Raw genomic sequence first — 15216 nt, 5'->3', positions numbered from 1 at the left:
GTATAGTCATCGATATCCGAGATGGGACAGCGCCGTTATCGCACATAAGCCCCGGGCTTGTTTGAGATATCGGCTTACAATTGATAGATGGAGCCGAGAGGCGTACGTACAGCAACACCCAATCCACGAATATCGATGAATATTCGAAGAGGCAAGGGGATGTGACCATGGGGAAGTGGCGAGATGTGGCTCTACTTGCGATCGGTATGATATCGAATGTCGGCATATGGTAAAATGAACACATCGAGAGACAACTGCTTCACGCTTCGGCTGGGACGGTTGTTCTTTTTTATGAGGAGGGCGACAGATGAAACGAGTATTGATCACCGGCGCGAGCAGTTACGTCGGCAACGCGTTCAAGCAGTGGGTCGAAACGAAGTATGCGGACGACATCCACGTCGACACAGTCGGGATGAAGAACGGGGAATGGAAAGAGAAGTCGTTCGAGGGGTATGACGCGATCCTCCATGCGGCCGGGATCGCCCACGTCTCGACGGATAAGAGCATGGAAGACCTCTATTACGAAGTGAACACCGATTTGACGGCCGAGGTCGCGGCGAAGGCGAAGAGAGACGGCGTAAGCCAGTTCATCTTCCTGAGCAGCATGATCGTCTACGGGGACGCCTCGAACGCCCAGATGATCACGACAGACACGGAACCGAAGCCGACGAACTTCTACGGCAACAGCAAGCTCCAGGCCGAGAAGAAGCTCGAGGCGCTCGCGGACGAATCGTTCCGCGTCGCGAACGTCCGTCCGCCGATGATTTACGGGAACGGCTCGAAAGGGAACTACATCAAGCTCGCCGGGCTCGCGCGAAAAGTGCCTTTCTTCCCGGACTATCCGAACCGCCGCAGCATGATCCACGTCGACAACCTATCAGAGTTCTTGGCGCTCCTCATCCTACACGAAGATCACGGCACGTTCCATCCGCAAAACGCCGACTACGTCTGTACAACGGAGCTTGTCAAGACGATCGGCGCCGTCCACGGCAACCACGTCCGGACGACGGGGCTCTTCAACGGGGTCATCGGCACGCTCGTCGACAAGAACATGACGATGAACAAGCTGTTCGGCGACTTCGCCTATGCGAAGGAGTTGTCGATGTATCCGCATGACTATCACGTCCGGGACTTCTTTGACAGTATCGTCTTGACGGAACGACAAGAATAAGAGTAAGACACTACTTCTACGGGAATGAACAGATAAACTAGTCGAAGTAGGTGAGCGAGTGAAACAAGCAACGATTGAAAACGCAAACGGCATGCGCCTGTCGGCCATCGATTATGGCTGCGCCATGACCGAGTTGACGGCGCCGGACCGGGACGGGAACTATGAGTCCGTCATCTTGAAGTACGGTGACCCGAAACAATACTTAGAAAACCCGGTCTATCTGGGTTCCGTCGTCGGACGCATCGCCGGACGGATCCGCAACGCCGAGATTGATGGGGTGACTTTGACCCCAAGTGAGGACCCGCATCATATTCACGGCGGCGAGGAGGGCATCACGGCCCGGTATTGGGACATGGACGTCGACGGACAAGCGATCGTCTTCACGTACCTCAGTCCGGACGGGGAGGAAGGTTACCCTGGAAATGTTCGCTTCAAAGTCATGTATGAACTGACGGACGACGATGCGCTCGTCGTCACGATGACGGCCGATACGGACGCGCGGACGTGGGTCAACTTGAACCACCACAACTATTTCAACCTCGGCGGACGGCCGACGGTGCACGACCATGTGTTGACGCTGCCAGCGGATCGCGTGGCACGGTTAGATGACGAGTCGCTACCGACGGGCGAGTTCCTCGAGGTTGAGGGGACGCCGTTTGATTTCCGGGCTGGGAAAGAGGTCGGCGCGGCGATTGCGTCCGAGGACGAGGCGATCGTGAAGGCTGGTGGACTGGATCATCCGTTCCTGTTGAAGGACGGGGTGACCCGATTGCACGACCCGGTGTCCGGACGCGTCATGGACGTCGAGACGAACCAGCCGGTCATGGTCGTCTACACGGCGAACTTCTTAAGTGAAGAGACCCCGGTGACGCTCGAAGGACGGCAAAAGCATAGCGCCATTTGTTTAGAAGCCCAAGCGTTCCCGGACGCGCCGAACCATCCGGGCGTGGCGACTTCAATCGAACTGAATCCGGGGGAGTTGTATTACTCGAGGACGGTTTATAAGTTTAGCGCAGAATAACAAAGAGCCTCACTACGTGGAAAACGTCGTGAGGCTTTTTGCGTGAATTCACTACGGAAGAGTCTACACCGATTTTAAGATGGGTAAATATATAGTATACTTTAAATAGATAAAACGAATATTAACGTGTTAAAAACAAGGTTCAAGTCGATTTGAGTATGTTTTTATTAGACTTTTTTAGAGGGGTGATTAGAGTGGAGCACGACAAAACAATGACGATTGAAGAAGTGGTCGCTAGAAATGTGAAGTCTTACGTTCAGGCAATCGATAAGACGAATAAATGGGTATACGAAAAAGCGGGCATGTCGAAACAAACGTATTATAATTTGTTGGCCGGAAAAGGAGAGGTCACTCGGAATATTGAAAAGTTAAATCGCTTATTTCGCATTCAAGATCCGATGTATTTTTATCAAGCAGACTTTGTCCCGCCGTTGTCTGTTGAAGAAGTTGAAAAGACGAGTAATTTACAACAGTTAGCGGCTGCGAATTACCACGTCGGTTCGACCGGTTCGGAAGCGCAACAGTTGCAACACACCTTCAAAACACTGGATGAAGTCATTGATCTGCTCGATACGCTTCATACCGTCGCCGAGGTGAATGAATTGTGATCACAAAAGACAATCTTCTACAGGTCGTCGAGTCAAACCACCGGCTGTTGCCTGGTGTCTTAAGTAAAGTAGAAGAAACGAAAGAAACGAATTTGCTGTTTCGCTATAAGCCTGTGGAAATGATTAAACATTATTTGATGCAGGAAGCGAACGTTATTTTATTCCCAAGCTCGTTCCCGAACTACGGCGGGATGGTGACGTATCGAAATCACCGATTTTATATTCATATTAATACAGCACAACCTCGCGTATATGAAAACTTCGTCTGGGTGCATGAATACTATCATTTCAAATATGAACAATCAAAAATAAAAAATGCGGCGATTCAAACTTTTTTTGAAGACTCGGTATTAAATGAGCATGAGAGGCAGGCGAACCTATTCGCGGCAGAACTGTTAGTGGATGGTCGACTTCTTCGTGACTTGTTTCAACAAATGACGCACACGTTACGACATCGTCCGTTAGTCGATTGGGTGCTTCATCTCATCCCTATTTTTGAAGTGCCGTTCAAGGTGATTGTCATCAAGTTATTGCAGGACGGTTTGATTCAAGAAGAAGAGGCACTTGGTTTGATTGACTACGATTATCAGAAACAGTTGCCTGATGACTTTGACCATTCCATCTTGCAACCCACATTAGTGATCAAGTTAGACGATTTGGATGAAATGTTGAAAGATCCTGCGATTACGTCTGGACTCCGGGAGAGTGACTTAGCGAGCATCCGAAATCGCGCTTCCACGCTCCAACAGCAAATACGTGAGGAGCGCGATCGGTATGACTGAACCTTGGTCTTTTGACAATCCAGTCTATGACGCGATTCGTTCCTATGTGACAACAGATTGGGGTTATGGCGCAGACCACACCCTGTATGTGTTGGATAATATGTTGTTGACTAAATTGGCCACTGTAGCTAGAGATTGTCCAGACGAGTTTGGAGTCATGATCGCTGCATTCACAAAAGAGCAGGCCATTTTTTTCATACCTGACATCATCTTTGAAGAAAGTGCAAGGTCAGAGCAGACAACTTCTGAACAATATGCGGGGTGGTATGGCGATTTATTTAGTCAACTGTCCGGAGCATGTAAAATCGTGCGAATCGATTTTCAAGCCGTCTATGACATCATGACGGAAGGGGCTGCCAGTCTGGACAAAGGGTTTATTAAGTTCCGCCTCGTCACAATGGAGACGGTGCGCATGAACCCAGACTTGTTAGATCGAGTTGCTGCTGCAACGACTGTTCATGGTATGAAAGAAGGGATTCATTCGTTTCAAAAAGACTGCGGCGAGCGTGTCATCCATTTACTCGTCTGTGCCTTGTTGTCAAATGGTGCGCAGTCTGTGACTGTGTTAAGCAATGAAGAGACGGGTGTGTTCAAAGTGCGCCAGATGCTTGCGAGAAATGAGCGTTTATTACAGCTCCTGTTCATGCAAGATAATTATGTGTTTTTAGATGGCTACCGCCTCTACTCATTTGACCGACTGCTTTCTCACGTCTTGTCCAATCAAAACGTAGGGGACATCCTTGAATTTGTGAATGCAGTGCGGGATTCGCGGGACCAATCCCGTTACGTCAGAATGATTTTTGGTGATGAAAGCGATCGAAGTCAGCTCGACAACGTTCAGTTCACAAATATGATTGTAGATGGCAAAGCCAGAATCACCTTTTGAGACGAGACGAAGGATAGACCATCACCCTGTGAAAGGGGAGATGGTCTTTTTTAGACGTTGATTGTATACAGGTCTTCCAATACGTCGGTCACGGTTGCGCTGAACGACCGAAACGCGGGTGCGTCAATCAATGACGTCATCGCCTCTTTCACGACGGTTGCGTTCGTCCAATCGGAGACGTCGGTCGTCTCGGTATAGATTCGGGTGAACTTCTTCCCTTCTTGTTTTCCGGACTTCCAGAACGAGATGTTCTTCGCTTCGAGCGCTTCTAGAAGTGGGAGGCGCTCCTTATAATCGATTGGGCCGACTTCGACGTAGAGCTTGAGACGCTTGCTGCCTTTTCGTTCGAACCAGATAATCAGTCCATAGTTGAGCCAATAACGATTTAATCGGTCCATCCGTTCCAAGTAGGGCATCCAGTCGTCCATGACGAAATGAGGGACACGCGCGTGCGGTGAGTGAACCGTGATGCCATGCGTGTCAACAAAATCGAGGAACGCTTGACGGAGAATGTTGCCGCCTGTCTCGAAGATGTAGTTGATCGTCTGGCGCTTTCTGTTATAGATGAGAAGCAAGTGACGTTTCGTCTCGGCATCGAACGTGGCGAGCGTCTTGACTGCCTGACGAAGTTCGATTTGTTTTTGCTTCGCCGGATTGGCGTTCGCATACAATAAATGAATGGCCGATGTATAGTCTTGATACAGTTGGAGCGCCATGTTTGCCGTGTCTTCGTCCTCGACGAGTCGTTCTTCGAGGAGGGCGACATAGTATGACAAGAAGTCGTGGATATTGTCGGCGATTGTAGCGCGGTTCAATTCAAGTTCTTGCTTGATGATGCGTAGCACGTCCTCGTACGTCAACATCCAGTACGCATCGTGCGACGGCGTATCACCCGACAGTGTCAAGAACACAGGGAGAACGTTCCATTCTGGATAGTGATTCGTCACGCTAGTCAAATAACGGGCCAACTGACCTGAGGATTCAGCTGAATGAACTTTGTTTTCGATAAGCAGGACGATACTTAACGTTGGAATTTCAATAAGTAAATCGACCGCCCCATTCCCGTTCGTCGACCACTCACGATGGACGACAACATCGGGTAATGACGCATGGGCGAATGACAAGTAGGGAAATTCATCGATTTTATTTTCGTTGTCGGCTCTCGTCACAAGATTCATGAGCACATTGCGTAAGAAGAAGCTTCCGAGCCGATGATTCTCGCTCGGGTCGAAAAGCCATGCGAGCACGTTCGAGTGGCGAATCTCGTATTTGGCGACGCGTAGTATTTTGAACGGGTTAAACTCATTGAATTGTTGATCGAGTTTGTTGAACTCTGGTGTGTTTTCAAGTTGTAGAATGGTGTCGAGTGAATAGGTCATGATGGACTCCTTTATCCGAATTATTTTTGCTAGTGAAAGTCACGAAAATTAATCCCATATATTTCTTATAAAGGTGTTATATACTTACAAATGGGTTAATGTATGGTGATTATTATGTAAGGTGCATACAAAATAAAGAGGAGGTCAGGGATGAACGGCATCATGTATCTGATGATTATGCTCGTGGCGGGAGGGGCATTCTTCCTATTGTTTCAAAACAGCCGCAATCGGCTGCTCGTCCATTTGGCGTTAAGACGGAAACTTCGTCCCATGAGGCACGAGTTGGATCGTTGCAAACATAATCCAGCGCAACAATTCGAGTTACTCGATCCAATTTATCGAGGTGTCTTGTTCCAACTATATCCGAAGGTGAAGATGGAGCGGTCGAAACTCGATGAACTCGTGAACGATGAATTGAATCGGTTGATCAAAAACAAGCGCTCCTCGCTCTGGTCATCCATCGTCGTAACTGGTCGTGGTGTGCTCGCGTTGATCATGCTCAGCATGAGTGTGGTGAGCGGCTATGTCGCTTACTCGGAGACGGATATGACGAGTTGGTTCGGACCGAAACATGTCGTGAGCGAGACGACGGCGCTGCTCGGGGACACGTTCGAACTGCCGAGACAAATCACGTCATCAGAAGAACTCGGGATGGCGCTCGCTTATCATATGAGCCGATTCGACGAGTCGTTCCAGATCCGGTACGTCGGCAAGACGAACGATTTTGATGAGACGATGGAATCGGCGTGGGACTGGCTCGAGGCGAACCACATTTATGTCTTCCGTTTGTCGCGCGGCGGGGAGAGTCAATACCGGGACCACGGTGGCTATGTCGACCTCGACATGAAGTTGGCATACGATATGACGACCGAGGAGTCCCATCAAATTGCAGCCCGCGTCGAGCGCATCATTCAAGAGATGCCGATCGGTCTGAACGATTATGAGAAAGTGAAATACGTGAACGACTTCGTCGTGTTAAATACCGCGTACAATTTGGATAGCACGGCGAACCCGTATACGCCGTATTCGATTCTGTTCAACGGGGAAGGTGTGTGCGAAGGGTATGCGCTGACGACGTTGCTTCTATTGGAAGCGGCAGGCGTCGAGACACGATATATCTCGGGGGAGGCGGGGACGGAACTGCATGCGTGGAACCTCGTGAAGCTTGACGGGGACTGGTATCATCTCGACACGACGTGGAACGATCCCGTCCCGAACCGGCCAGGGGAAGTCGGGTACGATTACTTCTTAGTGTCTGATGCGACACTTCGAGCGGATCATACGTGGGAGGAAGGGAAGTATCCGGTGGCGAGTAACAACTATCATTGAAGAATGGAGTGAAGCAAATCATGCTTCGCTCTTTTTTGTTGAATCATACACTTGTTTTTAAAAATAGGTCATTCCGTTTTTGAGAAACGTGCTATATTTTTAGTTGGGATTTATAGGATTCATATTCAAAAACATACACATTGATTAAAGAGAAGAGGCAAATATATGAAAAGGCGGTTAGGTTGATTTTAGAATTAACTATATACGACGGTTGTCTAGCTGTTTCTGTACGATATACAAAGATTGAACGAAGTAATATAAGGAGGATGTTCATGTGAAGAAATTTATAAGTTTACTCATTTGCACTATGCTACTTTTTGGCGCCCACATCGATTCTTTTTCTCTAATCGTGAATGCGCAAGTGGATACAATCAAGCCGGAATTAAAAAGTATTAGTCTAGACAAGAAATCCGTCATCCCAGGGGAGAGCGTCGGCATCACAATTGACGCCTTTGATGAGGGAAGCGGGATTCGTACGGTCGATGTCTACTACAGTAGCCCGATCACAGCCAAAACGAAGAGCGTACGTCTGACGTTGGGCGAGGACGGGAAGTATCGGGGACAGCTCGCGATGACGTCAAACGACGAGTCAGGGGCTTGGATCATCTATCATGTGTCGATATACGACAACATGGGGAACTATCTAGAGGTTTACAATTCGAATCATAGCAATGTGCTTTCATCTTGGAACAAGAGAGACTTCAGCGAGTATAACTTCGAATTGAATGGAACGCAGGTGGACACGGTCAAGCCGATGTTGAAGAGCATCAGCCTCGACAAGAAATCCGTCTTGCCATGGGAGAGCGTCGGCATCACAATTGACGCTTTTGATGAGGGAAGCGGAATTCGTACGGTCGATGTCTACTACAGTAGCCCGGTCACAGCCAAAACGAAAAGTGTACGTCTGACGTTAGGCGAGGACGGGAAGTATCGGGGACAGCTCGCGATGACGTCAAACGACGAGTCGGGGACCTGGATCATCTATCATGTGTCGATATACGACAACATGGGGAACTATCTAGAAATTTACAATTCGAATCATAGCAATGTGCTTTCATCTTGGAACAAGAGAGACTTCAGCGAGTATAACTTCGAATTGAATGGAACGCAGGTGGACACGGTCAAGCCGATGTTGAAGAGCATCAGCCTCGACAAGAAATCCGTCTTGCCATGGGAGAGCGTCGGCATCACAATTGACGCTTTTGATGAGGGAAGCGGAATTCGTACGGTCGATGTCTACTACAGTAGCCCGGTCACAGCCAAAACGAAAAGTGTACGTCTGACGTTAGGCGAGGACGGGAAGTATCGGGGACAGCTCGCGATGACGTCAAACGACGAGTCGGGGACCTGGATTATCTATTACGTTTCTATTTATGACAACATGGGGAACTACTTGACGACATACAATTCGAATCATGACAAAGTTCTTTATTCCTGGAATAAAAAAGATTTTAGCGATTATAATTTTGATTTAATTGAGGACAACACGGTTCCTATTTTTGAAAAAATCGAATCAACTTCATTTGAATTGGACGACGATGGCTTCCAATCGTTTACCGTCTTCACTTCTGACAATTCAAAATTGAAGTCAGTTGATGCCACGTTTGTGAACGAGTCCGATGAAACGATGACGTTATCGAGTACGAATGTCACGACAGATGGGTTTAACATGGAGTTGCCTCGTAACGAGTTCCCTAAAGAAGCTGCGATTTGGAAACTTCAATCTTTGCGTATAAAAGATATGAACGGGAATGAAACGACGGTGACGGAAGGCTTATCTGTTACGATTAAAACGCTCGCTCCCATAACGCCTATCGATGCGCGCATTGTCACATCAAATGAAAAATGGACTAACACAACCGTGAACCAAGATGTGTACATCATGCCAGGCGTCACATTGACGCTCGGCCAAAGTACGGTCCTCACCGGAAAGGTATATGTCGGCGGGCGGTTGCTGCTCACTGGAGGTGTGACAGCATATGGGCAAGTTCGTGGAACTTATTTTATTACCGGCTACTATACACCTTCCCAAGATGGGATGGTCGTAATATCAGGATCGAATCTTGTATATTCAAAAACCGCGACGAATCAATTGTATGACACATTGCCATTCCGACTTGAAGCCACACCTGTATTCGAAAAAGACGACATGGTGTCAATATCGGGATCCTTCATTCCGCTGTCGACTCTCTACTTGAACGGAGAACCGCTCCAAACAAAAGCAAACGGAACATTTCGTGTTGATATGAAGGCGCCGCAAGACCAAACTTTACGTTTCTCGATGACTGATATGTACGGTAAGATTCATCGATGGTCGTATCGAGTGTATAAAACGGATGCTCCGATTGTAACTGCCACACTCGACAGTGGCATCTATTTGAAAGGTCAGACGGTTGGATTGACGACGACCGATGGAACGATTCATGTCACACGTGACGACCAATCATCTGTATACGAAGGACCTTTCACTCTCGACAAGACGGTGAGCCTCTCTGTTTATGCCAAAGATGAGATTGACCGTACGTCTGAGACCATATCACGTCGATATGAAGTCATGACAATTAACCCTGTGACGAATCGAGATACGTCGATTCAAGGAACGGCGGAACCGGGTACATATGTGACATTGTCACTCGGCGCAAACACCTCTACAGTCATGACCGATGAAACGGGTCGTTTCGTCTTCGACGCACTACGTCTAACGAATAACTCTACGTTCTCCGTCCAAGCCACTCACGGGATGTTGACGAGTGATCTTTGGACGAAGTCAATTCAAGACGTCATCGCTCCAATCGTGACCGGTGTCTCGCATGACCAGTTCTACGCTCAACCTATTTTGTTCACATTTAACGAAGGGACAGCGACGTTGAATGGCAATGTCGTCACGTCGCCTGTCCGTGTGGAAACGGACGGCACTTACGAGCTAGTTGTCAAAGATGAAGCGAACAATCAGACAACGATGCGCTTCGTGTTAGATCAAAAAGCGCCTGTTTTGACGGGAGTACCGAACGGTGTGACAAATCAAGTCGTGACACCGACCTTCAATGAAGGTGTAGCGCTTTTAAACGGGAAGCCATACCTATCCGGGACGCCGATCATGGCGGACGGTGCCTACACGCTCATCGTGACAGATAAAGCTGGAAACACCACGACGCATACGTTCACGATCGACCGGACCGCACCGCTCGTCACAGGTGTGACGAACGGGACGTTCAATCAAGACATCACACCTATATTTGACGAAGCGGCGACGCTAAACGGACAAGTCTTCACAAGCGGCACGATTGTCACGGAGGAAGGGGTGTACGTGCTCGCCGTTACAGATCAAGCAGGAAACGTGACGGAGATTCGTTTCACCATCGACCGGACGAAGGTCGAAGTGATTGGTGTCGAAGATGGGAAGGCATATGTTGGAGCGACACCGCGCTTCAGCGAAGGAAAGGCCACATTGAACGGCGTCCCGTTCGCGTCTGGCCAAGCGATTACAAAAGACGGGAGCTACACGTTGCGCGTCGTCGATGAAGCTGGGAACGAGACGGTCGTCCGTTTCACGATTGATGCGACATCTCCTACTTTAAGCGGTTTGACGAAAGGGAAGACACATTACCGTGAAGTCGCACCCCTCTTTACAGAAGGGACGGCGACGCTGAACGGGCAACCGTTTGTATCAGGGACACGTATTTCCCGGGAAGGTATGTACACGCTCCGTCTCGTCGATTCAATCGGAAACGAGACGATTGAGACGTTCACGATTGACCGAACGCGGCCTGTCGTCACCGGTGTCACGGCGAACCAACTGACGAACCAATCCGTCACGATTCGTTTCAATGAAGGGACGGCGACGCTTAATGGCAAGGCGTTCCGTACGAACACGCAAGTGAGCGCCTCTGGTACATATGCGCTTCGCGTGACGGATGCAGCCGGAAACTATAGCTCGATTTCCTTCACGATTGACAAGGTCGGACCGACGAAGCCGACCATTCTCACGCTGACGAACAAGTCGACACGAGTGACTGGTAAGACAGAAGCGGGTGCGACTGTACTGGTTACGTATGACGGGCGGACGTACACGACGAAGGCGAGCTCGACCGGGGTGTATGCCTATAACGTGAAAACGACGAAAGCGGGTGCGACCGTCGCTGTCCGCGCTCGCGATGCTGCCGGGAACGCTTCGAGTTTGACTTCGACGAAAGTGCTCAACACGTTCCCTTCGTTCACAATCAATGCGGTCAAATCGACGCAAACGGCTGTGACCGGGAAAGGGAATCGGAACGCGACCGTTCAGGCTTTTGTCGGGACGAAAGCGATCAGCAAGCCGGTGAAAGTCGATGCGAAAGGGAACTACCGATTGACGATTCCGAAACAAAAGACGGGCACCGTCATCACGGTGAGCATGACCCAAACCGGATACGAAGGAATGAAGAAGACGAGTAAAGTCGTCAGATAAGAAAAAGCAGCCTCAGCCGAATCCGGCCGAAGCTGCTTTTCTCATTTCTCCACGGATGCCGCAAGCGTCAGTTCCGCTCCGTTCGTTGCAATGACTTGCTTATACCAATCGAAACTCTTCTTCTTCGAGCGGACGAGCGTGCCGTTTCCAGCGTTGTCTTTATCGACGTAGATGAAGCCGTAACGCTTCTTCATCTCACCGGTCGAGGCGCTCACCAAGTCGATCGGCCCCCAGCTCGTGTAACCGAGGATCTCGACGCCGTCTTTGATGGCCTCATGCATCTGTTCGATATGCTTCGTCATATAGTCGATGCGGTAGTCATCCTCGACATAACCGTCTTTTGGCGTGTCGACGGCACCGAGTCCGTTCTCGACGACAAACAGCGGTTTCTGGTAACGGTCATACAGCTGATTCGCCGTGATGCGGAAGCCGGTCGGGTCGATCGTCCAGCCCCATTCCGACTTTTCGAGATACGGATTTTCGAGCGAGCTGAAGACGTTGCCTTCCGTCGTCTTGTTGATTTCCGGGTCCGTGCTCGTCGTCCGGCTCGCGTAGTAACTGAAACCGATATAGTCGACCGTATGTTGTTTCAACAGGTCAAGGTCGCCGTCTTCCACCTGAAGCGTGATGCCGTGTTCATCGAGATAACGTTTTGCGTAGCCTGGGTACTCGCCGCGCGACTGCACATCGATGAAGAAGAACGATTCGCGGTCCTTGTCCATCGCGTCCAACACGTCGTCCGGATTGCACGAGTACGGATACGTCTGACCGGCCGCGAGCATACAGCCGACGTGCATGTCCGGGTTGATGGCGTGCGCCGCCTTGACCGCTTTCGCGCTCGCGACGAGCTGATGGTGCGCCGCCTGGTATTTCACTTGCTGCTTATTTTCACCTTCTGCGAACACGAGCCCGGCACCGATGAACGGCAAGTGCAGCAACATATTGATCTCATTGAACGTCATCCAATAGGTCACTTTGCCGTTGTAGCGGGTGAACAGCGTCATCGCGTACGTCTCAAAGAAATCGACGAGGCGACGGTCGCGCCAACTGCCGTAGTTTTTAATGAGACTGACCGGCACGTCGAAGTGAGCGAGCGTGACGACCGGTTCGATGCCGTGCTTCAACAACTCATCGAAGACGTCGTCGTAAAACTGGAGCCCTTCCTCGTTCGGCTCGGCGTCGTCCCCGTTCGGGAAGATGCGGGCCTATGAGACCGATAGGCGGAGCGCCTTGAAGCCCATCTCAGCGAACAGCGCGATGTCTTCTTTATAACGATGATAAAAGTCGATCGCTTCGTGCGACGGGTAGAACTCACCCGGCACGGGCTCGAGTGACGGCAAGTCGCCGAACATGACGTCGAACCGTTTCTTACCCGTAGGCAACAAGTCGACCGTCGTCAATCCTTTACCGCCTTCTAAGTACGCACCTTCAGCTTGGTTCGCGGCGATGGCGCCGCCCCATAAAAATCCGTTTGGAAAACTCATCAAATCCATCCTTTCTATAGTAGGGGAGGGACGGGCCCTCCCACAATTATTCGTTGATGACGAAAATCGGTTCGCCCGTTTGGACGTGTGACGCTTTGTTCGGAGAGATCATTTTCCGGTTCGTGACGATGACCGGCGTCGTGAGGGCCCTGCCTGAGCGTTTGATTGCGTCGACGTCGAACTCAATCAACAGCTGTCCTTTCTCGACGAACTCGCCTTGCGTGACGTGTGCTTTAAAATGTTTCCCTTCCAATTGAACCGTATCCATGCCGATGTGAATCAATACCTCGGCCCCTGTCTCGGTCGTGATGCCGATGGCGTGATGTGTCGGGAAGAGGGCGGACACCGTACCCGAGACCGGGGCGACGAGCTTGCCTTCTGTCGGTTCGATGGCGACACCTTGGCCGAGTGAGCCCGATGAGAAGGCGACGTCCGAGATGTCTTTCAAGTTGACGACGTTCCCGGCGAGCGGGCTAAGGATCTGTTCTTGGCCGACTTTCGTCGCGGATACTTCTTGTGCGACCGGTGTGACTTCGGGTTGTGGCGTTGCGGCGACCGCTTTATTGACGCCACCGAACAAGTACGTCAAGACGAAACCGACGACGAAGGCAGCTGCTGTCCCGATGAGTGAGCCGTAGAAGCCGGTCGTGATGCCTTCCGGTGAGATGTTCGACGGGTAGCCGAAGACGCCAAGACCACCGATGATATACACTTGCGTACCCATGATGCCCATGATGGCCCCACCGACGGCACCACCGATACAGCTCATGATGAACGGTTTCTTAAGTGGGAGTGTGACCCCGTAAATGGCCGGCTCGGTGACACCGAAGATGCCTGAGATGAAGGCCGGGATACTGAGCGTCTTGATCTTTTGATTTTTGATGCGGAGGAAGACCGCGAGCACGGCACCGATTTGCGCGAATGAGGCTGCGAAGACGAGTGCGAGAATCGGGTCTGATCCGAGTGATGTCAAGTTGTTGATGGCGACCGGGACGAGTCCCCAGTGCAATCCGAAGATGACGAATACTTGCCAGAGACCACCGAGGAAGATCCCGGCGATGAGCGGGCTCAAGTTGTAGACGGCGACCGTGGCGCTATCGAGCAACATGCCGGCCCACGTCGCGATTGGTCCGATCAAGATGAACGTGAGCGGCACGATGATGAGCAATGTCAACAATGGAACGATGAACATTTTGACGACGTCCGGGATGACCGTCTTCAAGAAGTTCTCAAGCTTCGCTGCGAAGAACGCCGCGATGATGATTGGGATGACCGATGTCGAATACGTCATCAAGATGACCGGCACACCGAAGAACGTGATGTGAATCGGTGACTCGAACATGGTGCCGGCGAAAACGGTGTAGAGCGGGTCACCGGCCGTGAGCGTCGACAGCGTCGGATAGACGAGCGCCGCCCCGATGGCCATCCCGATAAACGGACTGCCGCCGAACTTCTTAATGGCCGTATAGCCGAGGAAGATCGGGAAGAAGTAGAAGAGCGAGTCGCCGATGGCGTTCAACAGCTGATACGTTCCGGATGTGGCGTCGAGCCAACCGAGGGCGATGAAGAGGGCGTTGAACCCTTTAATCATCCCGGTCGCGGCCAAGACGCCGAGGACAGGGGTGAAAATGCTAGAGATGATATCGATGAATCGGCTGAATAGGGATCCTTTCGGGCCGTCCTCTTCTTCAACAGGTGACTGGTTTTGGAAGCCGCCGACTTCAACGACCGCTTTATACACGTCCGGGACGTGGTTGCCGATGACGACCTGATACTGGCCGCCGCTCTTCATGACGGTGACGACACCGTCCATATTTTTGATGGCTTCTGTGTTGGCTTTATTTTCATCTTTCAATTTGAACCGCAAACGGGTGATACAGTGGACGACGCTGTTGACGTTCTCTTTGCCGCCGACTTGTTGGATAATGTCGCGTGCGAGCTGTTCGTATTTCATGTCCGTCTCATTCCTTTACAGATTTTACGAACGGGAAAGCCGATACCGGGCATAGCCCGCCTTTAGGCATGGGATGAAAGTGAGTTCGGATGTGAAGAACATCCGACATTCGGGTATATATATTCCATAGACAAGTACAAGTCTCTAAAACGCCC

At 50.6% G+C, this 15216-nt stretch carries 9 protein-coding genes and 1 pseudogene; 7 read left to right on the top strand and 3 right to left on the bottom strand.

The features are described from left to right. Positions 1-307: 307 nt before the first annotated feature. The 5 genes from KNP76_RS09125 to KNP76_RS09105 all read left to right on the top strand — a co-directional run bounded on the left by KNP76_RS09125 (position 308) and on the right by KNP76_RS09105 (position 4468). Positions 308-1171: an NAD-dependent epimerase/dehydratase family protein gene (locus KNP76_RS09125; protein WP_214844311.1), complete on the top strand. Its 864-nt coding sequence runs from the start codon at positions 308-310 to the stop codon at positions 1169-1171. A gap of 58 nt (positions 1172-1229) precedes the next feature. Beyond that, positions 1230-2192 (top strand): aldose epimerase family protein, encoded by a 963-nt coding sequence (locus KNP76_RS09120; protein ID WP_214844309.1) that lies wholly within the window; start codon positions 1230-1232, stop codon positions 2190-2192. A 212-nt stretch (positions 2193-2404) separates the two neighbouring features. Beyond that, the gene (locus KNP76_RS09115; RefSeq protein ID WP_214844308.1) at positions 2405-2800 is read left to right on the top strand and encodes a PLP-dependent aminotransferase family protein; all 396 of its coding nucleotides are present in this window, start codon (positions 2405-2407) and stop codon (positions 2798-2800) included. After that, positions 2797-3582 carry an ImmA/IrrE family metallo-endopeptidase gene (locus KNP76_RS09110; RefSeq protein ID WP_214844305.1) on the top strand — a complete coding sequence of 262 codons (786 nt, stop codon included), beginning with the start codon at positions 2797-2799 and terminating at the stop codon, positions 3580-3582. Before KNP76_RS09115 ends, KNP76_RS09110 begins: the two co-directional genes overlap by 4 nt. Further along, positions 3575-4468: a hypothetical protein gene (locus KNP76_RS09105; RefSeq protein ID WP_214844297.1), complete on the top strand. Its 894-nt coding sequence runs from the start codon at positions 3575-3577 to the stop codon at positions 4466-4468. The genes KNP76_RS09110 and KNP76_RS09105 overlap by 8 nt, the downstream gene beginning before the upstream one ends. Positions 4469-4518: 50 nt before the next feature. Here KNP76_RS09105 and KNP76_RS09100 read toward each other — a convergent pair whose 3' ends face one another. After that, entirely contained in the window at positions 4519-5847 is a 1329-nt protein-coding gene (locus KNP76_RS09100) for a PDDEXK-like family protein (protein ID WP_214844295.1), read from the bottom strand. 150 nt (positions 5848-5997) lie between these two features. Here KNP76_RS09100 and KNP76_RS09095 point away from each other — a divergent pair, with 150 nt between their 5' ends. Then, the gene (locus KNP76_RS09095) at positions 5998-7176 is read left to right on the top strand and encodes a transglutaminase domain-containing protein (RefSeq protein WP_214844293.1); all 1179 of its coding nucleotides are present in this window, start codon (positions 5998-6000) and stop codon (positions 7174-7176) included. Positions 7177-7450: 274 nt separating this feature from the next. Then, the gene (locus tag KNP76_RS16055) at positions 7451-11623 is read left to right on the top strand and encodes an Ig-like domain-containing protein (protein WP_214844291.1); all 4173 of its coding nucleotides are present in this window, start codon (positions 7451-7453) and stop codon (positions 11621-11623) included. 41 nt (positions 11624-11664) lie between these two features. On the opposite strand, the pseudogene KNP76_RS09085 reads toward KNP76_RS16055, so the two are convergent. Continuing rightward, a pseudogene (locus KNP76_RS09085) lies at positions 11665-13116 on the bottom strand (6-phospho-beta-glucosidase). 37 nt (positions 13117-13153) lie between these two features. Next, a complete protein-coding gene (locus tag KNP76_RS09080) occupies positions 13154-15061 on the bottom strand; it encodes a beta-glucoside-specific PTS transporter subunit IIABC (RefSeq protein WP_214844289.1) in 1908 nt (635 codons plus the stop codon). Positions 15062-15216: the final 155 nt, after the last annotated feature.

This window comes from Exiguobacterium sp. s150 (genome assembly GCF_018618435.1).
GTDB lineage: Bacteria > Bacillota > Bacilli > Exiguobacteriales > Exiguobacteriaceae > Exiguobacterium > Exiguobacterium alkaliphilum.
The sequence above is the reverse complement of the archived record's forward strand: the minus strand, read 5'-3'. Positions and strand labels throughout refer to the sequence as shown.

Excerpts from the sequence above, each read along its gene's own strand:
- KNP76_RS09125 (WP_214844311.1), top strand. The coding sequence starts at position 308 with ATGAAACGAGTATTGATCACCGGCGCGAGCAGTTACGTCGGCAACGCG.
- KNP76_RS09115 (WP_214844308.1), top strand. The coding sequence starts at position 2,405 with ATGACGATTGAAGAAGTGGTCGCTAGAAATGTGAAGTCTTACGTTCAG.
- KNP76_RS09105 (WP_214844297.1), top strand. The coding sequence starts at position 3,575 with ATGACTGAACCTTGGTCTTTTGACAATCCAGTCTATGACGCGATTCGT.
- KNP76_RS09100 (WP_214844295.1), bottom strand. The coding sequence starts at position 5,847 with ATGACCTATTCACTCGACACCATTCTACAACTTGAAAACACACCAGAG.
- KNP76_RS09095 (WP_214844293.1), top strand. The coding sequence starts at position 5,998 with ATGAACGGCATCATGTATCTGATGATTATGCTCGTGGCGGGAGGGGCA.
- KNP76_RS09080 (WP_214844289.1), bottom strand. The coding sequence starts at position 15,061 with ATGAAATACGAACAGCTCGCACGCGACATTATCCAACAAGTCGGCGGC.